Source organism: Paraburkholderia phenoliruptrix, assembly GCF_019511605.1.
Classification (GTDB): domain Bacteria; phylum Pseudomonadota; class Gammaproteobacteria; order Burkholderiales; family Burkholderiaceae; genus Paraburkholderia; species Paraburkholderia phenoliruptrix_A.
On record NZ_JAEUAV010000046.1, the window covers coordinates 1 to 20,909 of the forward strand.

Genomic DNA, 20,909 nt, shown 5'->3' on the forward strand with positions numbered 1-20,909 from the left:
CCCCGGCAGAGCCCACCCCAACAACGCCCGCCGCAACTGTCAGCGAACGCGATCTCCGCTTCATGGCGCTCGCCCAAGCGGCCGCCGAAGAGGCCCGCGCGGCTGGCGAAGTGCCCGTCGGCGCGGTGCTCGTGCGCGGCGACGAAGTCATCGCAAAAGGTTTCAACCATCCGATCAGTGCACACGATCCATCGGCGCACGCCGAGATGGTCGCGTTGCGCGCCGCGGCGCAGGTCGTGGAGAACTATCGGTTGCCGGGCTGCGAACTGTATGTGACGCTCGAGCCCTGTCTGATGTGCGCGGGCGCTATCATGCACGCACGCATTGCGCGCGTCGTGTTCGGTGCGCGTGATCCGAAGACGGGCGCGTGCGGCAGCGTCGTCGACGCATTCGCGAACCCGCAGCTGAATCACCACACCAAGGTAACTGGCGGCGTGCTAGAAACCGAATGCGGCGCGGCGCTGAAGTCGTTTTTCGCCGAGCGGCGCCGCGCGAGTCGCGACGCCCGGACCGCGGCGCGCGCAGGCAACGGTGCCCAAGCGGATCCAGGCGAGCCGCGCTAAGCGGTGCCCGGTCGCCACGGTGCGGCAATCGAGCGGCAACCGCGCGGAAAGCGAACGCCAAACCTCTCCCAAAAACCCGACCAGAATCCGCCGATGACCATCCACCGTACCTTCGATCTGATTGCTCCGTCTGGCTACCCGCACGACGCGGATGTGCTGAGTCGCGCCTTGCAGCGCCTGCGCACGCAAGGGCATCGCGTGGAGGGCGTGGAAGTGACGCAGCGTCGGTATCAGCGCTTCGGCGGTACGGATGGCGAGCGGGCGGCGGACCTGAACCGGCTGGCGGATCCATCGCGGCCGTTGCCTGATGTGGTGTTGGCCGTGCGCGGCGGCTACGGCGCGGTGCGCATCCTGCATGGCCTGGACTACGATGGGCTGCAACGCCGGCTGAGCGCTCAGCCGGTCGCTCTCGTTGGCCATAGCGACTTTACGGCGGTCCAACTGGCGCTTCTTGCGCGCGCTGGTCTGAAAACCTTCAGCGGTCCGATGCTGATGAGCGACTTCGGCGCGGAAAACGTCAGCGAATTCACCATGCATCACTTCTGGTCTGCGCTGACCCAGCCTACCGTGACGATTTCGCGAAACGTGCCGCAGGCGCACGCGGTGGACGTCTCCGGCACGTTGTGGGGCGGCAATCTGGCGGTTCTCACGTCGCTCGTGGGCACGCCGTATATGCCGCCGGTGCAGGGCGGGGTGCTGTTCGTGGAAGACGTGAACGAACAGCCGTTTCGCATCGAGCGAATGCTCTATCAACTGCACCTGTGCGGCATTCTCGATCAACAGCAGGCGCTCGTACTCGGCGATTTCTCGGGCGGCAAGCCGTTCGACTACGACAACGGCTACGACCTGCAGGCCATGATCGAGCAGATGAGGTCGGTGATCGGCATTCCGATCGTTACCGGCTTGCAGTTCGGACATGTGCCCGACATGCTGACGTTGCCCGTCGGAGCCGACGCGCACCTCGTCGCAGATGCAAACGGCTTCAGGCTGACGTTATCCAACTATCCGTGTTTGCGCTGAAAGCGGGACGTCGGAAGCGGGCTTCGGCCCGTTTTTTCATGGAGATGCACGCAACTAACCGTCGGAATACAGGCCACGAAGCAAGCCGCAACATCGCGCGCGAGCGGGAGATTTTGTCGACAAAATCGGACGCCGAAAGGTACAGGAAAATCCCACGCTTTACAGCGAACCCCCCATCCGGCAAGGCACGCAACGCACTCACAGGCGTCGGGCTCTGGCCGCATCGCCCGAAGCGTCACCAATACGCGCAAAAATTGTTGACAATCTTTATGTCCACTCTATTATGACCAACATACCGAGACACAAATCATGTCCGACATCGAGTCGACCAGCGTGAACAGTTCGAAGCCCGAAGCAATTGCCGAGCGCATCCGCGCCGCGATTCTCGAGCATCGGCTGGCGCCAGGAGCGAAGCTGACAGAAGCACAGTTGTGCGAAGTATTCGCGGTGAAACGCGGGCCGATCCGGCAGGCGCTGGCGCAGCTCGCGACTGACCGTCTGGTGGATCTGGAGCCGAACCGCGGCGCTTTCGTCGCCAGTCCGTCGCTTCAGGAAGTGCATGAGGTGTTCGAGATGCGCCGCATTATCGAACTTGCGGTCGTCGAGAAAATTTGCAGCGGGCACGGCATGCGCCGGCTGAAGAACATCGGCAGCATGATTGGCCGCGAACGTAAGGCGTTCGAGACGCGTGACTTTTCGTCGTGGATCCGTTTGTCCGGCGAGTTCCATACGGCGTTGGCCGAGCTCACCGGCAATGCCGTGCTCTGCGATTGCCTGAACGGATTAGTGGCGCGCTCCACGTTGATTTCGGCGTTGTACGAATCGCTGGGTCGCAGCCCGTGCTCATTTGAGGATCATGAAGCCATTCTCGCCGCGCTCGACGCCGGCGACGCAGAAAAGGCGGCGGCATTGATGTCGCGCCATCTGCAGAGCGTCGAACTCAAAATGCTGGAGCGGCCCGCGCGCGGCGCGGCCGATCTGCGCGAGGTATTCGGCGCGCTTAATGGCGCGACGGGCGGTACAACAAGCGGTGCAACAAGCGACGCAAAGAGCGTTACAACAAGCGGTGTAACACGCGACCCAAAGACCGACCGAAAGACCGACCGAAAGCGTGGCGCCAAAGCGGGTGCGCTCGGCAATCGCGTCGAAGCATCACCTGAAGCGTCATCCACGAAGCAATCCAAACGTAAGTCCGCGCCAGGCTGAGGCATGCGGCCGGCGTGCGCCCGTTGCTGGTGCGCGCCGCACTGAACTGAACCGGATCACGCGAGCGTTGCAAGGCGGCCTTGAGCAGGCGCTGCCGGCCGGCGCACGCACGTCCGTCGCTTCGGCGAGCGGCGAGACCAGAAAGCAGTCCGCTTGCCGGCAACCCGCGGAAGGCCGGCAATGCGATAACCACAAGTGCTTCAGTACGGAGACAACCGCGGCGAGGCCATAGCGGCGGTCCGGGCCACCTGCGTTCGCACGAACGGCAGGTGCGGGACGCGCAGCAGAACCGCAACTGGCATGGCCAATGCAATGCCCTTCGATTCGCGATCGACGGTCCCATCACAAGGAGGAATCATGGCTCAGTTCAGTGCAGCGCCCGGCAGTTCCGCAATCCCCCCTTATGCAGACGGCGACACATCCGGCGACTCCGCGCTGCCGGCCGGCTACAGCGAGCGCCTCTACAACGAGGACCTTGCGCCGTTGCGTCACCAGACGTGGGGCGCCTACAACATCTTCGCGTTCTGGATGTCGGACGTGCACAGCGTCGGCGGCTACGTTTTCGCCGGCAGTCTGTTCGCGCTCGGCCTGACGAGCTGGCAGGTGCTGATCGCGCTGCTCGTCGGCATTACGATCGTCAACCTGCTGTGCAATCTGATCGCGAAGCCGAGCCAGGCGAATGGCGTGCCGTACCCGGTGGCATGCCGCGCGACCTTCGGCGTGCTCGGCGCCAATATTCCCGCGGTGATTCGCGGCCTGATTGCGGTCGCGTGGTACGGCATCCAGACCTATCTCGCGTCGAGTGCGCTGGTGATCGTCGTGTTGAAGTTCTTCCCGCAACTGCTGCCGTATGCGGACGTGCATCGCCACGGCATGATGGGGCTTTCGACGCTCGGCTGGTGCGGCTTCATGCTGCTGTGGGTGTTGCAGGCGCTCGTGTTCTGGCACGGCATGGAGACGATCAAGAAGTTCATCGACTTCGCCGGGCCGGCGGTTTATGTGGTGATGTTCATTCTGGCCGGCTACATGGTGTATCGCGCGGGTTGGCGCAATATCGGCATCAATCTGGGCGGCGTCAAGTATCACGGCATGGAAGTGCTGCCGGTCATGATCACGGCGACCTCGCTGGTGGTCTCGTACTTCTCCGGGCCGATGCTGAATTTCGGCGACTTTTCCCGCTACGGCAAGAGTTTTCGCAGCGTGCAGCGCGGCAATTTCTGGGGACTGCCGGTCAACTTCCTTGCGTTCTCGCTCGTCACGGTGATCACCACGGCGGCCACGCTGCCGGTGTTCGGCCAACTGATTACCGACCCGGTTGAAACGGTGGGCCGCATCGACTATCCGACCGCCGTGATTCTGGGCGCGCTGACCTTTACGATTGCGACCATCGGCATCAACATCGTCGCCAACTTCGTGTCGCCGGCCTTCGACTTTTCAAACGTCGCGCCGCGGCTCATCAGCTGGCGCGCGGGCGGCATGCTGGCCGCGGTGGCCTCGATCTTCATTACGCCGTGGAATCTCTTTAACAACCCGGCCGTGATTCACTACACGCTTGACGTGCTCGGCAGTTTCATCGGACCTTTGTACGGAATCCTGATCGTCGATTACTACATGGTCAAGCGTCAGAAAATCGTGCTCGACGATCTGTACAGCGTGGCGCCCACGGGTTCGTACTGGTATCGCAATGGCGTGAACTACCGGGCGGTCGCGGCGCTTCTGCCGGCAGCGCTCATTGCCGTGCTGTGCGTGATGGTGCCGTCGCTCGACGGTATGGCGAACTTCTCGTGGTTCATCGGCGCGGGCCTCGGCGCGCTGTTCTACCGCGTGCTGGCACGCTGAGCATCGGTGGATGGAAGCGGCAGTGCCGGTGCACTGCCGGTGCAGAAAAAGGAGACGACATGCGCATCAAACTGATCAACCCGAACACGACCCAGCGCATGACCGATGCAATGGGCCGCTGCGCACGCGAAGTCGCCGCGCCGGGCACGGAGGTCATCGCGGTGAGTCCGACAATGGGGCCGCCTTCCATCGAAGGCTATTACGACGAAGCGCTCGCCACCCCTGGTCTTCTCGCCGAGGTCATGTCAGGCGAGCGCGAGGGCTGCGACGGCTACGTAATCGCGTGCTTTGGCGACCCCGGTCTTTACGCGGCGCGTGAGCTCGCGCGCGGGCCGGTGATCGGCATTGCCGAGGCGGCCATGCATGCGGCGAGCGTACTGGCGCCGGGTTTTTCGGTGGTCACCACACTGGCGCGCACCTGCGGCATGGCATGGCATCTCGCCGAGCGCTATGGAATGCGGCGCTTTTGCCGCAACGTGCGTGCGACCGACGTCGCAGTGCTCGATCTCGACAAGCCGGGCTCGGCGGCGCGCCGCATCATACTCGACGAATGCCGGCGGGCGCTCGCCGAGGACGGCTCGGACGCCATCGTGCTGGGCTGTGCGGGCATGGCGGAGCTGTGCGCGGAGATCGAGGACGCGTTGGGTGCGCCCGTGATCGAGGGCGTAACGGCCGCCGTCAAATGGACGGAGGCGCTCGTCGCACTGCGTCTTTCCACAGCCAAGCGCGGCGACTACGCGCGGCCGCTGCCCAAGCGCTATGACGGCTCGCTGGGGTCGTTCAGTCCGTCGGCAGTGGACCCGAACCCGCTGCCGCCGCGCGCGACCCATGCCGGCTCGCTGCGGGTAAACACCAGCGAAGAGCAGCCGCACATACATTCAGTCTGACACGCACTATCTGCCCGGGTGTATGGGCGCATCCGGGTGTTTTCGCTACACTGGTTCAACTCGGCGCGGGCTGCCGGAGGCGCCTCGAGCAGCGCTCATGCAGCGCTGCCGCGAGCGCGCCTACGGTGCCTTCCGCGCATCTTGCGCCGCGCCGTCGAGCACACACGTATTGCCACCACGCATTCGTCAAATCATGCCATTCGACTCCAACTATCCACGCGATCTGATCGGCTACGGCCGCCACCCGGTGCGGGCGAACTGGCCAGGGCGAGCGCGTATCGCCGTGCAATTCGTCCTCAACTATGAGGAGGGCGGTGAAAACTGCGTGCTGCACGGCGATCCCGGCTCTGAGCAGTTCCTGTCGGAGATTGTCGGCGCGGCCGCGTACCCGGCGCGTCACATGAGCATGGAGTCGATCTACGAATACGGCTCGCGCGCGGGCGTGTGGCGCATTCTGCGTGAATTCGAAAAGCGCGGCCTGCCGCTCACCGTGTTCGGCGTGGGCATGGCGATCGAACGGCACCCGGAGCTCGCGCGTGCGTTTGTCGAGCTCGGTCATGAGATTGCGTGTCACGGCTATCGCTGGATTCACTATCAGGGCGTCTCGCCGGAACAGGAAGCCGAGCATATGCGGCTCGGCATGCAGGCTATAGAACGCGTGACGGGCGAGCGGCCGCTTGGCTGGTACACCGGGCGCGACAGTCCGAACACGCACCGGCTCGTCGCCGAATATGGCGGTTTTCTGTACGACTCCGATTACTACGGCGATGACCTGCCGTTCTGGATGGACGTCGAGGTCACAGGCGGTTCGACGGTGCCGCAACTGATCGTGCCGTATACGCTCGACACCAACGACATGCGCTTCGCGAGTCCGCAGGGCTTCAACACCGCGGACCATTTCTTCACGTACTTGCGCGACGCGTTCGACGTGCTCTACGAAGAAGGCGACGAAGCGCCGAAGATGCTGTCAGTCGGCATGCACTGCCGGCTGCTCGGTCGCCCGGGGCGCTTTCGCGCGCTGCAACGTTTTCTCGACCACATCGAACAGCATGACCGCGTATGGGTCACGCGGCGCATCGACATTGCACGGCACTGGCGCGAGCATCATCCGTATCAGCACAACAACCGCGGGGCGGCGGCATGAAGGCGATGCATTACACACTGGACCAACTCAACAGCAGCTCGACCGACGCCTTCGTGGCGGCGCTGTCGGGCATTTTCGAGCATTCGCCGTGGGTCGCGGAACTTGCCGCGCATGAGCGGCCTTTTGCAAGCGTCGACGAATTGCATCGCAAGATGTCCAACATCGTGGAGACGGCGGGCGAACAGAAGCAGCTCGCGTTGATCAACGCGCACCCGGAGCTCGCCGGCAAGGCGGCGGTGCGCGGCGAACTGACCGCGGAGTCCACGCGTGAGCAAAGCGGCGCGGGCCTTTCGCAATGCACGCAGGAGGAGTTCGACAAACTGCTGGCGCTAAACGCCGCCTATCGCGAGAAATTCGGTTTTCCGTTCATTCTCGCGGTGCGCGGCTACGACCGTCACGGCATCATCGCGAACTTCGAGGCGCGCGTGAACAACAGCCGCGCAGACGAACTGCGTGCGAGCCTCGACCAGATCTACCGTATCGCGCGTTTGCGGCTCGAAGACCTGATCAGCGCTTGACGAACGCATGAGCGCTGCTGCGCTCTGGCTGAGCGGCTCTTCGCCGGAACGCTTTTTTTGCACACATCAACATCAAGGAAGACAAAGATGGCACTGCCGATTCTCGACCCCAACGCTCCCGAATTCACGCGCCGTTACGTGAATCTGGCGGATCCGCGCCTGGGCGCGCAGGCGCTCGAGGCCAGCGACGAATTCTTCGCCCCGAAGGAGCGCATGCTGAATCCGGAGCCGGCCGTCTTCATTCCCGGCAAATACGACGAGCACGGCAAGTGGATGGACGGCTGGGAAACGCGCCGCAAGCGCGTGAGCGGCTACGACTGGTGCATCGTCAAGCTCGCACGGCCGGGTGTGATCAAGGGGCTCGACCTCGACACGAGCCACTTCACGGGCAACTTCCCGCCGGCCGCTTCGGTAGAGGCGGCGCGCGTGGTGGACGGCGTGCCGAACCAGTCGACGCAATGGACAGAGATCGTGCCCTCGACCACTTTGCAGGGCAATAGCCACCACTATCTGGAAGTGGGCGACGCGACCGCGTACACGCACCTGCGCGTGAACATCTATCCTGACGGCGGTATCGCGCGGCTGCGCGTGTACGGTCAGCCGCAGGTCGACTGGGCCGGCGCGAGCCGTACCGAACAGTTCGATCTGGCGGCAATGGAAAACGGCGCGTACCTCGTCGCAGCGAACAATCAGCACTTCGGCGCGGCCTCCACCATCTTGATGCCGGGCCGCGGCGTGAACATGGGCGACGGCTGGGAAACGCGGCGGCGTCGTGAGCCCGGCAACGACTGGGCGATTGTCGCGCTGGCGCAGCCGGGCGTGATTGCCAGAATCGAAGTGGACACCGCGCACTTCAAGGGCAACTACCCGGACCGCTGCTCGATTCAGGCCGCGTATGTGACGGGCGGCACCGACAGTTCGCTGGTCACGCAGGCAATGTTCTGGCCCGTTCTGCTCGGCGAGCAGAAGCTGCAAATGGACAAGCAGCATTACTTCGAAAGCGAGATCGCCGCGCTCGGCCCGGTCACGCACGTGCGCTTTAACATCATTCCGGATGGCGGCGTCTCGCGCCTGCGCCTGTGGGGCACGCTTGCATCATGAAGACGCTCGCCATCGAAGCATTGACCAAGGAAGCGTTCGCCGTGTTCGGCGACGTGATCGAGCTCGAGGGCGCGAAGCAGATTCCGATCAATCTCGGCACGACGATCCGTTATCACGATCTCGCGAATGTGGATGTCAGCGATGAAAATGGTCGCACGCTCGTCAATCTGTTTCGCGGGCAGCCGCGCACGCTGCCGTTCGAGGTGAAGATGCTCGAACGTCACCCGCTTGGCAGTCAGGCGTTCATACCGCTGAACGACAAGCCGTATCTGGTGGTGGTGGCGCCCGCGGGCGAGCTCGACGAAACGAAGATTCGCGCATTCGTGACGAACGGCTGGCAGGGCGTCAATTATGCGAAGGGCGTGTGGCACCATCCGCTGATCGCGCTGGGCGACGTGAGCGACTTCATCGTCGTCGATCGCGGCGGCGAGGGGGTCAATCTCAACGAGCAGGATCTTGCGGAGCCGCTGTGGCTGACTGAGGACGCGTTGAGTGCAGTGGCGGCCTGATTTTCTGTTTCTGTGTTAGTTACCAGTAAGCTTGTTTGAAGAGCCCGCAGCACGGGATGCTGCGGGCTCTTTGTTTTTCTGCGAACGGCATGTGGATCCGCGGGCGCGGGCGAAGGGCGCGCTGTCACTCGCACGTAGATTTGCCGCCGCGGCGAGGGACGTGCCTGTAGCGTTTGCCGCGTTGTTGACGGTGCGCGCGCAGGCAACTTCGCGCGGCCGCATGTCATGCGGCGCATGTATGCCGTCACGGCATCTTCACGAAGATGGTGCGACGAAGACGCGCCGACAAAGACACGTCGTTTAGTACCAGCCTGTCCATACGGATATCAAACGCGAAGCGCTGAACAAGACGCTGCAACCCCAATACGACAAACAAAAAAACATCAGCAAACAACAAGACCCGCCGACAAAAAAGCGGGCCTTCCGCTTCTGCGAAAGGCCCGCCTCGTCATACCCGTGCGGCCTGAAGATTCAACACCCCTCCGGCCGCACCTCAGTCACTTCGCCGCGCCGCCCTCGAACCACGCGGCAATCTTCATCCGTTCGTCGTCGGTCATGTGGGTGACGTTGCCAAGCGGCATCGCCTTGAGCGTCACCGCTTGCTGATAGATACGTTGTGCGTTCTGCGAGATTTCATCCGGTGTATCGAGCATCACGCCGGCAGGCGCGCTGCCCATCATCGTCGGATGCGCGGAGTGGCATGCCGCGCAGCGCTGCTGGAGCACTGGCGCGATGTCGGCCAATTTCACCGTTGGCGCGTTCGCGGCTTGTGCCTGCGGAACCACGGGCCTTGGCATCGTCCAGAAGAGGGCGCCGAACATCAGCGCGATGCCGGCGAGCGGCAGATACCACAGCACCTGGCCGCGATGACGCATCACGAAGAACTGACGGATCAGCGCGCCGCCCAGCATGATCACGACGAGCACGGCCCAGTTGTACGGGTGCGTGTACGTCATCGCGTAGTGGTTGGAGAGCATCGCGAACACGACCGGCAACGTGAAATAGGTGTTGTGCACGGAACGCTGCTTGCCGCGCTTGCCGTAAATGGGGTTCGGCGTGTCGCCCTTGAGCATTGCGTCCACCATCTTGCGCTGGCCCGGAATGATCACGAAGAACACGTTGGCCGACATGATGGTCGCGAGCATCGCGCCCATGATCAGATAAGCGGCGCGCCCCGCGAAGATATGACATGCGAGCCACGCCGCAATCAGCACATACACGCCCACGCAGATGCCGAGCACCTTGTCCTTGTTGCCGAGCATGCGGCACAGCGAGTCGTACACGATCCAGCCCGCCGCAAGAAAGCCGAGCGCCGAGGCGACCGCCACCACCGGGCCCATGTCGAGTACGTTCTTGTCGATCAGGTAGGTGGACGGCGAAAAGAGATACAGCACCGTGAAGAGGCCGAAGCCCGAGAGCCACGTGGTGTACGACGGCCACTTCGACCAGTGCAGGTCGTCCGGCATCTCGGGCGGCGCAACGGTGTACTTCTGCATGTTGTAGAAGCCGCCGCCGTGCACGTGCCAGAGTTCGCCGAACACGCCGCGCTTACGCTGGTTCGGGTCCTGCGGCGGTTTCAGGCTGTTGTCGAGCGCGACGAAATAGAACGATTCGCCGATCCACGCAATCGCGGCGACGACGTGAAACCAGCGAATCGCGAGATTCAGCCAGTCGGTGATAAAGCCTTCCATGAAACTCCTCCACTTCTGATTCGTTGCTCGCGCGGGCGGTGTTCTGTGTGTCGCGCATCCGCTTGACGGATGCGAGGAGGACGCCGCCCCGCGGACTGCGGGATGAAAGACGCGGTGCGCTCAGTTCGCACGACGTCGTTGGTTCACGTTTTTGTTGGGTTTCGGCGTTGAGCGCGCGGGTGCCGTGGTTGCATGGCGGCCGCCAACCAGCCGCAAGGAGCCGCCGATCAGCCGCACCGCAACTGCACCTCAGCCGCACCGCAGCCGCACCTCAACTGCCGCGATACGTGCTGTACGACCACGGCGACACCAGCAACGGCACGTGATAGTGCGCCGCCGCGTCGGCGATGCCAAAGCGCAATACGACGCGATCCACGAAGCGCGGCTCGGGCACCTGCGTGCCGATGGATGCAAAGTAGTCGCCCGCGCCGAACACCAGTTCGTATTCGCCGGCGACGAACGCGTCGCCTTGCAGCAGCGGTTCGTCGCAGCGGCCGTCGTCATTGGTGAGGGTGGTTTTCAGCGCGCGGCGCGTGTCGCCCGAGAGCGCGAAGAGTTCGACCTTGATGCCCGCGCCGGGACGGCCGTTCGCGGTATCGAGCACATGGGTAGTGAGCTTTCCCATTCGCAATTTTCCTTGTGTGTTTGCGAGGTTTCGGCGGCAGCCCGATCCAGATACGTTTGCGGCGGATCGAGGCTCCACGTCAGTGGCTACATACCCGTCGGCGAATTGAAGCGAGCGCCGTGGGGGCCATTGTAAAAACATGTGCTGCCGAACGCGCGCGCGATAAGAAAGATAATAGCTGGCGCATGAAGGACCGTGCGCCGCCAGCCGCAGCGAGTGGCGAGTGGCGAGTGGCGAGTGGCGAGTGGCCACGGTTTGCGCCTATTCGATCCCCACTGGATCGTACCGGCGTCAAAAATGCCCCACTATATCGGCAGCCTTAAGTTGGTTATCGCAACGCCGCGAGTTGCCAGCCTTATTTTGGCCGCCGAAGGTTACGCCTGTGCGCCGCAGCAAACGACGCCCGGGCCAACGGCGCGGGCTTTACGCGGCACACGTCCCGAAGACGGCGCATGACGCTGGGTAACCGGGCCAACGGCGTTCGACGGGACGCGGCGGCGCCGGTTCGTGTGCCGTCACATCGCGTTCGAACGACTTTGCACGGAAGCAATCACGCGGAGAAACGGATGACGATGGAACACGCAGCACAAGGAACCAGCAAGCCAGCCCGAACCATGCTGGTGAAACACGCAGACATGCTCGTCACGATGGACGACGCACGGCGCGAATTGCGCGACGGCGGCCTGTATAGCGAGGACAACCGCATTGTCGCGGTCGGGCCCACGGCCCAGTTGCCCGCAGACGCCGACGAGGTGCTCGACATGCGCGGGCACCTGGTGATTCCGGGGCTCGTGAACACGCATCACCACATGTACCAGAGCCTGACGCGCGCGATGCCGGCCGCGCAGAACGCCGAACTGTTCGGCTGGCTCACGAGTCTTTACAAGGTGTGGGCGAACCTCACGCCGGAAATGATCGAAGTATCGACGCTCACCGCGATGGCCGAGCTGTTGCTCTCCGGATGCACGACCTCGAGCGATCATCTGTATATCTATCCGAACGGCAGCCGGCTGGATGACAGTATCGCCGCCGCACGACGCATCGGCATGCGCTTTCACGCGGCGCGCGGCAGCATGAGCGTGGGGCGCAAAGACGGCGGTCTGCCGCCCGATTCGGTGGTGGAGCGCGAGGACGACATTCTGAAGGACACGCAGCGCCTCATCGAGACGTATCACGACGAAGGCCGTTACGCGATGCTGCGCGTGGTCGTCGCGCCGTGCTCGCCGTTTTCGGTGAGCCGCGACTTGATGCGCGAATCGGCGTCGCTCGCGCGGCAGTACGGCGTATCGCTGCATACGCATCTCGCCGAGAACGCCAACGACGTGGCGTACAGCCGCGAAAAGTTCGGCATGACGCCCGCGCAATACGCGCAAGACCTCGGCTGGGTGGGTCGCGACGTGTGGCATGCACACTGCGTGCAACTCGACGACGCCGGCATCGAACTGTTCGCGCGCACCGGCACGGGCGTCGCCCATTGTCCGTGCTCGAACATGCGGCTCGCGTCGGGCATCGCGCCAGTCAAGCGGATGCGGCTCGCGGGCGTGCCGGTGGGTCTCGGCGTGGACGGCTCGGCGTCCAACGACGGCGCACAGATGGTTGCCGAAACGCGCCAGGCGTTGCTGTTGCAGCGAGTCGGTTTTGGACCGGATGCAATGACCGCGCGCGACGCGCTCGAAATCGCGACGCTCGGCGGTGCGCGGGTGCTCAACCGCGACGATATCGGCGCGCTCGCGCCGGGCATGGCGGCGGACTTCGTGTCGTTCGATCTGCGTCAGCCGCTCTTTGCGGGCGCATTGCACGACCCGGTTGCCGCGCTGGTGTTTTGCGCGCCGTCGCAGGTGAGCCATAGCGTGATCGGCGGGAAGGTGGTGGTGCGGGACGGAGAGTTGACGACGCTGGAGCTCGGGCCGGTCATCGAGCGCCACAACCGGCTCGCGAAAGCGCTTGGAGAGGCCGCGGCGTAACGTATGGCGCGTGTGTGGCGGCGGATGCGCGCGGGATACATACGGGCGTGCATGCGGGCGTGCATGCATCGACCGCAGGCCACGCGCGGCGCCGACACGTCAAGGCTTGTCGATCAACGTTCGGGTCGCTTCGGCGACGAGGCTGCGCAACCAGCGCACTTCATCGGAGTAATGGACCCGCTCGTGCCACAGCTGGTAGTACTGCATCGGCGGAAAGTCGAGCGGCGCGGGCACCACGGTGAGCGGCAGAAATTTGGCGTAGTAGTCCGCAAAAAGACGCGTCGTCGTGAAGATCAGATCGGATTTGATCAGCACGTACGGCGCCAGATTGAAATACGGCAGCGTGACGACCACGTGGCGTTTCAGGCGTTCGCGCGCGAGGTGCACGTCGATTGCGCCGCGCTGGCCGACCGAATACGGAGTGGGGGCGAGATGCGGGGCGTTCAGGTACTGGTCGAGCGTGAGCCCGCCGCGCTTGGCGAACGGATGCGTGTTGCTCATCAGGCAGACGATCTGGTCGACGAACAGGTTCGACAGATGCAGTTGCTCCGGCGGCTCAGGCCAGTTGCCGACCACGATGTCGAGCTTGCCGTCTTCGAGCGCAAGTTCATAGTCGAACGCGGGGCCAAGCGAATGGAATTCGAGCGTCGCGTTCGGCGCCGCCTGGCGAAAGCGTTCGACTACCGTCGGCACGAACAGCACGTTCAGATAATCGGGACAACCGATGCGGTAGCAGCGAATGGAGGTTGCGGGGTCGAAATTGTGCTGCTGGAACTTGATGCGCTCGATTTCCCGCAGCGCATTCTGCACCGGTTCGAGCAGGCGCAGGCCGTATTCGGTGGGCACCATGCCGGACTTGCCGCGCACGAGCAGCGGGTCGCCGGTGATGTCGCGCAAGCGGCGCAGCGCGGCGCTAATGGCGGGTTGCGACTGGTTCAGTTTGACGGCCGCGCGGGTGACGCTGCGCTCCATCAACAGGGTGTGCAAGACGCGTAAAAGGTAAGTATCGATCGCCTCGCGTTGCTGGCTCATGACTTCTCCGAAATATATGTTCTGGCTGATCGACGGGGTACTGGGGTATATGCGTTTTAATATGAACGAAAAGGCGCGTCAAGCGAGACATACCCGCAGAGCGTGCTGTGGCGGGGCTTTGCGCGAATTTTGTCGGCTCGACTGAGCGGTTTGAATTAGGTATTGTCATCCGGTTGTGGTGGCGGATCGTCTGGCGGCGACGCAGGCGAACCTCGCGCAACGGGTTCACTGACGCACTACGGAATCACATGAGCAACTCTTCTTATCGCGACGGCGCCGCCATGCAGCGGGACCCCGGGCCCAAGCACACGGCGCCCCGGCTGATGCTCAAGGGCATCACCAAGCAATATCCCGCCGTGCGAGCCAACGACGACGTCACGCTGATCGTCGCGCCCGGCGAGATTCACGCGGTGCTCGGCGAAAACGGCGCGGGCAAGAGCACGCTGATGAAGATCATCTACGGCGCGGTGCGCCCCGACGCCGGGGAAATCCATTGGGAAGGCGAGGCGCTCGAGATCGCGAGTCCGGCGGCGGCACGCAAGCTGGGCATCGGCATGGTGTTTCAGCACTTTTCGCTATTCGAGACGCTGACCGTCGGCGAAAACATTGCGCTCGCACTCGACGAACCGTTCGATCTGAAGGCGCTCGCCAAGCGTATCCGCGACGTGTCCGCGGACTACGGGCTCGACATCGACCCGCAGCGTCACGTGCACAGCCTGACGGTGGGCGAGCGCCAGCGCGTGGAGATCGTGCGCTGCCTGTTGCAGAATCCGCGTCTTCTGATCATGGACGAACCCACCTCCGTGCTCACGCCGCAGGCGGTCCGCAAGCTGTTCGCGACGCTCAAGCGGCTCGCCGCCGAAGGCTGCAGCATTCTCTACATCAGCCACAAGCTCGACGAAATTCAGGAACTGTGCGACACCGCCACGGTAATGCGCGGCGGCCGCGTGACGGGTCAAGTGAAGCCGAAAGAGGAAACGCACGCATCGCTCGCGCAATTGATGGTCGGCCATTCGCTGCCCGATTACACACGCCGCGAGCACAATCCGGGCGACGTGCTGCTCGACGTGAAAGCGTTGTCGGTCGCAAGCGACGACCCGTTCGGCACCTCGCTCGAGAGCGTTTCGTTCGCCGTGCATGCGGGCGAGATTTTCGGCATTGCCGGCGTCTCGGGCAACGGCCAGGCGGAGTTGCTGTCGGCGCTCTCGGGCGAAAAGCGCGGCTCGCGCATGGATGCGGTAAGCATTTGCGGCAAGCCCGCCGGGCGTCTGGGCGCGGGGGCGCGGCGCGCGCTCGGCTTCGGCTTCGTGCCGGAAGAGCGGCTTGGCCGCGGCGCGGTGCCGGCAATGACGCTCTCCGAAAACGCGCTTCTCACCGCACACCGGCAGAACATGGTGAGCTCCGGTTGGATCAAGGCGGGCGCCATGCGCGCGTTCGCGAAGCGCTGCATCGAAGCGTTCGACGTGCGTTGCGGCGGTTCCGAGGCGCTCGCGCAAAGCCTCTCGGGCGGCAACTTGCAGAAGTACATCATGGGCCGCGAGATCCTGCAGGCGCCCAAGGTGCTGGTGGTCGCGCAGCCCACATGGGGCGTCGACGTCGGCGCTGCCGCGTTCATTCGCCAGCAGTTGCTCGACCTGTCGGCGCGCGGCGTCGCGATCCTTGTGATCTCGGAGGAACTGGAAGAGCTGTTCGACATCTGCGACCGCATTGCGGTGCTCGCGGGCGGCCGGCTCTCGCCGGTGCGCGCGACGGGTGCGACCAACGCCGAGGAAATCGGCCGATGGATGGCGGGGCTGTTCGGCGAGCGCGAGGGCGCGGCGCCTTCAGCGGGACATCCGGCGCACGCTTAAGCAGTGGCCTGCGCCGCGACCCTTACTCGACACCAGGCAGCGCTCAGCCGCCCCACGACAACACCAACGCTCATCACGCTACCCATGATTCTTCCGTATCGACTCGAAGCGCGTACCACGCCCTCGCGCGCCATGCAGCTCGCCGTGCCGCTGATTGCCGCGTTGCTCACGCTTGCCTTCGGCTTTGTGATCTTCGGTCTTGTCGGCCGCGATCCGCTGCAGGCAATGCACGCGTTTTTCATCGAACCGCTTTCCAGCGTGAACGGCTGGTCCGAGCTTCTGCTCAAGGCGTCGCCGCTCTGCCTGATCGGCCTCGGTCTTGCAATCGGTTATCGCGCGAACGTCTGGAACATCGGCGCGGAAGGGCAGATGCTGCTCGGCGGCATTGCGGCGAGCGGCGTCGCGATCTATTTCGACCAGGCGAGCGGCTGGTGGATCCTGCCGCTGATGATGCTTGCCGGCGTGATCGGCGGGATGCTGTGGGCAGCGATTCCAGCCTTGCTCAAAAGCCGCTTCAACACCAACGAGATTCTCGTGAGCCTGATGCTCACCTACGTCGCGACGCAACTGCTGATTTATCTGGTGAGCGGACCGTGGCGCGATCCGCAGGGCATGAACTTCCCGCTCTCGGAAATGTTCAGCGGCGACGCGCTTTACCCGACCCTTTACGGCGACTGGCACTGGAAATGGCTGCGCGGCACGCGGCTGAACGCATCGGTGTTCATGACGCTCGCCGCCATTCCGCTCGTATGGCTCTTCATGCGCAAGAGCTTCGCCGGTTACCGGATGAACGTCGGCGGTCTCGCGCCGCTCGCCGCGCGCTACGCGGGCTTCTCCGACAGGAAGACGATCTGGATGTCGCTTCTCATTAGCGGCGCCCTCGCGGGTCTTGCCGGCATGGGCGAGATCGCCGGACCGATCGGTCAGTTGCAGGCAACGTGGTCGCCGGGTTACGGCTTCACGGCGATCATCGTGGTGTTCGTCGGGCGGCTGCATCCGCTTGGCATTGTGCTCGCGAGTCTGCTGATGGCGCTGCTCTACCTGGGCGGCGAAGCGGTGCAAACCTCGATGCAACTGCCGCAAGCGCTCTCCGGCGTATTCCAGGGACTCCTGCTGTTCTGCCTGCTGGGCGCCGACCTGTTCGTCAATTACCGTGTGCGCCGGCGCTCCGTTGCCGCGCAAGCCCACTGATTCGCCACCGTTTCGCTACTTACAGCCGTCGCATTTCATGGATATTCAACAAGCCAGCGCGCTTACCTCGAGCGCCGTCACTGCTGCAATTCCGCTGATGTTCGCGGGCGCGGGCGAACTCGTCGCCGAAAAGTCGGGCGTGCTCAATCTCGGCGTGGAAGGCATGATGCTGATGGGCGCCGTAACGGGCTACGCGGTCACGGCGATCACCGGCAGCCCGTGGCTGGGCGTGCTCGCCGCCATCGGCGCGGGCCTTGCCATGTCGCTGCTGTTCGCGTTCCTCACGCTGACCATGCTCGCCAATCAGGTTGCCACCGGCCTTTCGCTGACCATCTTCGGCATCGGGCTTTCCGCGTATGTCGGCAAGCCGTACACGTCGGCGGCGGTGCGCGCCACCATCGACACGTGGACCATTCCGGGCCTCTCGAAGATTCCGGTGCTCGGCCCCGCGCTTTTCAGTCTCACGCCGCTCGATTACCTCGCGTTCCTCATGTTCGCGGTGATCGGCTGGTTTTTGTATCGCACGCGTGCCGGGCTCGTGCTGCGCTCGGTCGGCGAATCGCCGCAGGTCGCGCATTCGGTCGGCTTTCCGGTGGTCGGCGTGCGCTATGGCGCGGTTGCGTTCGGCGGCGGCATGGCGGGCCTTGCGGGCGGTTATTACTCGATCGTCAATCTGCACCTGTGGCAGGAACAGCTTACCTCGGGCCGCGGCTGGATCGCGCTCGCACTCGTCGTTTTCGCGACGTGGCGCCCTGGGCGCCTGTTGATCGGCGCACTGCTGTTCGGCGCGGTGACGGGCCTGCAGTTCTATGCGCAGGCGATCGGCGTGCCGGTGCCGACGCAATTTCTCGCGATGCTGCCGTACGTCGCGACGGTCGTCGTGCTCGTGCTCATCTCGCGCAACCCCAACACGATTCGCCTGAATGCACCGGCCTCGCTCGGCAAGCCGTTTTTCTCGGCGGGCTGACGCGCCGCGTGCATCGCCATACGTTTCAATCACTGGATCACACGACAGGAGAAAACATGAAGAAAAGAAATGTGCTGACCGCTTTCGCGTGGGGCGCCGCCTCGCTCGCGCTGGCTGCCGCCGTGACCGCGCCGCTCGCCGGAGCGGCGCAGGCGGCCGAAGCGCCGGGTGTCGCGTTCGTCTATCTCGGCAATCCGGGCGATGCCGGCTGGACCTTCGCGCACGACCAGGGATCGAAGGAAGCGCAAGCAAAGTTCGGCAATAAGATCAAGATCACGCGCATTGAAAACGTGCCTGAATCGGCGGACTCCGAGCGCGTATTCCGCGATCTGGCCAACAAGGGCAACAAGATCATTTTCGGTTCGAGCTTCGGTTATCAGGACTTCGAACTGAAGGTCGCGAAAGATTTTCCGGACACCGTGTTCCTGCACGCAACCGGCTACAAGAAGGCGCCGAACTTCGGCACCTACGACGTGCGGATGTATCAGGGCGCGTATCTGGCCGGCGTCGCCGCAGGCTACGTGACGAAGAGCAACACGCTCGGCTTCGTTGCGTCAGTGCCGATTCCGGAAGTGGTGCGCAACATCAACGCCTACACGCTCGGTGCACGCTCGGTGAATCCGAAGGTGCATACCAAGGTGATCTGGATCAATAGCTGGTTCGATCCGGGCAAGGAAAAGCAGGCGGCCGAAACGCTGATCGGTCAGGGCGCCGACGTGCTGTTGCAGAACACCGACTCCAGCGCCACGCTGGCGACCGCGGCGGAGAAGCATGTGCATGCATTCGGCTGGGACTCCGACATGAAGAAGTTCGGACCGGGCGCGCATCTGGGCTCGGTGGTCGCGCACTGGGGCGTGTACTACAACGCGGCCATCCAGCAGGTGCTGGACGGCAAGTGGAAGAACGATCCGGTGTGGTGGGGCATTCCGCAGAAGGCGGTCGATCTGGAAGACCTGGATACCTCGGCAATTCCGGCTGACGCGCAGAAGAAGATCGCGGCCAAGCGCGACGAACTGGCAAGCGGCAAGTGGGATGTGTTCGCCGGCCCCATCAAGGACCAGTCGGGCACGGTGAAGGTGCCGGCCGGCAAGACCTTGACGGACCCTGAACTGCAGCGCCTGAACTGGTATGTGGAAGGGGTGGACGGTTCGCTGCCGAAGTGAGTGGTCGGGAGGGTGAGTCGTTGGGCGCGTGAAGGCGTGATTGCGTGATTGCATGAGAGCGTGAAGACGCGGCAACGCTTGCCCCGGTCGTGAAAAGAGCTGCATCCACTCGCCGTGGATCGCAGCTCTTTTGTCTGATCGCGCCGATGCCGCTCACTTCGGCGCGAGGGCCGCGTCAATCGTCGATGCGCAGGCCGACCTTGATCGTCACCTGCCAGTAGGCAACACGGTCGTTTTCGATCTGGCCCCGCGTTTCCGTCACTTCGAACCAGTGCAGATTACGCAGCGTTTTCGATGCCTTGGCGATCGCGGTGCGGATCGCGTCGTCGATCGACGTGGTCGATGAGCCGGTCAGTTCGATCTGCTTGTAGACGTGGTCTGACATGAAGTCTCTCCTTTATCTTCATTGGCGTTCAAAAAGTATAGGTAACGCGAGCGGGTGCACATGGCCGCCGCATGAGCGGTGCTGTCGCACGTCGCATGCCCGGTATGGCGGCTATGGCTCGCGTGGCGGCGCTGCGCCGTTATGATGTTTGTCCGATGCAACCTGAACGTGACGAGGTTCGAACGTGGAAATAGGTTTTTGCGGTCCAGGGCTGATGGGCGCGCCGATGATCCGGCACCTGCTGCGCGCGGGGCACACGGTGCGCGTGTGGAATCGCACGCGCGCCAAGGCCGAGGCGCTCACGGCGGAGGGCGCAAAGGTGGTCGATACGCCGGGCGAACTTGCAACGCGCTGCGACGTCGTGCTGCTGTGTCTCGCCGATGCGGCAGCGGTCGAGCAAACCGTCTTCGGCCCGGCCGGGCTGCTCGCGGCGGGCGCCGGTGCAGGTGACGACTTGGCGCGTGAGCCGCGCCGGGTGCGCTGGATCGTCGACCATTCGAGCATTCCGCCCGCGGCCACGCGGGAGTTTGCGCAGCGGGCGGGGGAGTTGGCGCTTGCGGCAGACAAGGCGGTCGCGCCGACCCTCGGCTGGATCGACGCGCCCGTGTCCGGTGGCGTCGGCGGCGCGCAGGCCGGCACACTCGCCGTCATGGCCGGCGGCGCGACGGCCGACGTCGACGCCGTCAGACCTCTGCTCAGCGCTTATGCCGCGCGCGTCACGCATATGGGCGACGTCGGCGCGGGGCAAACCTCCAAGCTCTGCAACCAGACGATCGTCACCGCGACCATCGCGGCGATTGCCGAGGCGGTAAGCCTCGCTACCCGCAGCGGCATCGACGCGGCGAAGCTACCCGAAGCGCTTGCCGGCGGTTGGGCCGATTCCGTGCTGCTGCAAACCTTCGTGCCACGCATGACGCAGGGCGGCTTCGCGCCGATCGGCGCACTGCGTACTTTCCAGAAGGACGTCGACACGGTCGCGGCGACAGCCTATGAGACGGGCACGCCGATGCCGGTTTCGGCGACGGTCCAGCAGTTGCTGCGGCTCGCCGCGGCCATGGGACTCGCCGAGGCGGACTTTTCGGCGTTTATCGACATTTTGCAGACGCCGCGCGGCGGTGCCGGTGGGCAGGGAGGGGCGCCGGGCTGCCGAGGCTGTCGGGCTGTCCGGCTGTCGGGTAGCGGAGGCGGGCGCGGCGGCCGGGCCAGGAAGCTCGGAGCCACGAGCCCGGAGCCCAGAGCCCAGAGCCCCACGAC

General features: G+C 64.1%; 17 protein-coding genes and 2 pseudogenes. 15 read left to right on the forward strand and 4 right to left on the reverse strand.

Annotation, left to right across the window (positions count from 1 at the left end; genetic code table 11):
• From tadA to JNB89_RS30190, 9 genes and pseudogenes are all read left to right on the forward strand, one after another.
• On the forward strand, positions 1-563 hold a 563-nt coding region (tadA, locus tag JNB89_RS30150), incomplete at its 5' end, for a tRNA adenosine(34) deaminase TadA (protein WP_223216898.1).
• 93 nt (positions 564-656) lie between these two features.
• Entirely contained in the window at positions 657-1,583 is a 927-nt protein-coding gene (gene ldcA, locus JNB89_RS30155; protein WP_220364652.1) for a muramoyltetrapeptide carboxypeptidase, read from the forward strand.
• A 309-nt stretch (positions 1,584-1,892) separates the two neighbouring features.
• A pseudogene (locus JNB89_RS30160) lies at positions 1,893-2,585 on the forward strand (GntR family transcriptional regulator); the annotation flags it as partial.
• A 561-nt stretch (positions 2,586-3,146) separates the two neighbouring features.
• Complete coding sequence (locus tag JNB89_RS30165; RefSeq protein WP_220364654.1) at positions 3,147-4,628, forward strand: NCS1 family nucleobase:cation symporter-1; 1,482 nt, start codon at positions 3,147-3,149, stop codon at positions 4,626-4,628.
• A gap of 59 nt (positions 4,629-4,687) precedes the next feature.
• The gene (locus tag JNB89_RS30170) at positions 4,688-5,515 is read left to right on the forward strand and encodes an aspartate/glutamate racemase family protein (protein WP_220364655.1); all 828 of its coding nucleotides are present in this window, start codon (positions 4,688-4,690) and stop codon (positions 5,513-5,515) included.
• Between the two features lie 193 nt (positions 5,516-5,708).
• A complete protein-coding gene (gene puuE / locus JNB89_RS30175) occupies positions 5,709-6,659 on the forward strand; it encodes an allantoinase PuuE (RefSeq protein WP_220364656.1) in 951 nt (316 codons plus the stop codon).
• Entirely contained in the window at positions 6,656-7,177 is a 522-nt protein-coding gene (uraD, locus tag JNB89_RS30180; protein WP_013339496.1) for a 2-oxo-4-hydroxy-4-carboxy-5-ureidoimidazoline decarboxylase, read from the forward strand. The genes puuE and uraD overlap by 4 nt, the downstream gene beginning before the upstream one ends.
• An 87-nt stretch (positions 7,178-7,264) precedes the next feature.
• Positions 7,265-8,278: an allantoicase gene (gene alc, locus JNB89_RS30185; protein WP_220364657.1), complete on the forward strand. Its 1,014-nt coding sequence runs from the start codon at positions 7,265-7,267 to the stop codon at positions 8,276-8,278.
• On the forward strand, positions 8,275-8,787 hold the full coding sequence (locus JNB89_RS30190; RefSeq protein WP_220364658.1) for an ureidoglycolate lyase: 513 nt from the start codon (positions 8,275-8,277) through the stop codon (positions 8,785-8,787). Before alc ends, JNB89_RS30190 begins: the two co-directional genes overlap by 4 nt.
• Before the next feature lie 497 nt (positions 8,788-9,284).
• Here the strand turns inward: JNB89_RS30190 and JNB89_RS30195 are convergent, their stop codons facing one another.
• Positions 9,285-10,478: a urate hydroxylase PuuD gene (locus tag JNB89_RS30195; RefSeq protein WP_220364659.1), complete on the reverse strand. Its 1,194-nt coding sequence runs from the start codon at positions 10,476-10,478 to the stop codon at positions 9,285-9,287.
• Between the two features lie 271 nt (positions 10,479-10,749).
• Entirely contained in the window at positions 10,750-11,103 is a 354-nt protein-coding gene (gene uraH / locus JNB89_RS30200) for a hydroxyisourate hydrolase (RefSeq protein WP_013339491.1), read from the reverse strand.
• Positions 11,104-11,669: 566 nt separating this feature from the next.
• Here uraH and JNB89_RS30205 point away from each other — a divergent pair.
• Positions 11,670-13,067 (forward strand): 8-oxoguanine deaminase, encoded by a 1,398-nt coding sequence (locus JNB89_RS30205; RefSeq protein WP_135893774.1) that lies wholly within the window; start codon positions 11,670-11,672, stop codon positions 13,065-13,067.
• Positions 13,068-13,166: 99 nt separating this feature from the next.
• Here the strand turns inward: JNB89_RS30205 and JNB89_RS30210 are convergent, their stop codons facing one another.
• Entirely contained in the window at positions 13,167-14,099 is a 933-nt protein-coding gene (locus JNB89_RS30210; RefSeq protein ID WP_006051768.1) for a LysR substrate-binding domain-containing protein, read from the reverse strand.
• Between the two features lie 248 nt (positions 14,100-14,347).
• Between JNB89_RS30210 and JNB89_RS30215 the strand changes: the two genes are divergently transcribed.
• From JNB89_RS30215 to JNB89_RS30230, 4 genes are all read left to right on the forward strand, one after another.
• A complete protein-coding gene (locus JNB89_RS30215; protein WP_135893772.1) occupies positions 14,348-15,949 on the forward strand; it encodes an ABC transporter ATP-binding protein in 1,602 nt (533 codons plus the stop codon).
• Positions 15,950-16,033: 84 nt separating this feature from the next.
• A complete protein-coding gene (locus JNB89_RS30220) occupies positions 16,034-17,140 on the forward strand; it encodes an ABC transporter permease (protein WP_013339488.1) in 1,107 nt (368 codons plus the stop codon).
• A gap of 37 nt (positions 17,141-17,177) precedes the next feature.
• Entirely contained in the window at positions 17,178-18,107 is a 930-nt protein-coding gene (locus JNB89_RS30225; RefSeq protein ID WP_013339487.1) for an ABC transporter permease, read from the forward strand.
• Positions 18,108-18,163: 56 nt separating this feature from the next.
• Positions 18,164-19,270, forward strand: a complete 1,107-nt coding sequence (locus JNB89_RS30230) for a BMP family ABC transporter substrate-binding protein (protein ID WP_013339486.1) — start codon at positions 18,164-18,166, stop codon at positions 19,268-19,270.
• A gap of 175 nt (positions 19,271-19,445) precedes the next feature.
• Here the strand turns inward: JNB89_RS30230 and JNB89_RS30235 are convergent, their stop codons facing one another.
• Entirely contained in the window at positions 19,446-19,655 is a 210-nt protein-coding gene (locus JNB89_RS30235; protein ID WP_013339485.1) for a dodecin, read from the reverse strand.
• A gap of 184 nt (positions 19,656-19,839) precedes the next feature.
• On the opposite strand from JNB89_RS30235, the pseudogene JNB89_RS30240 reads away from it, so the two are divergent.
• Positions 19,840-20,769 (forward strand): annotated as a pseudogene (locus JNB89_RS30240) (NAD(P)-dependent oxidoreductase); the annotation flags it as partial.
• Between the last annotated feature and the right edge of the window lie 140 nt (positions 20,770-20,909).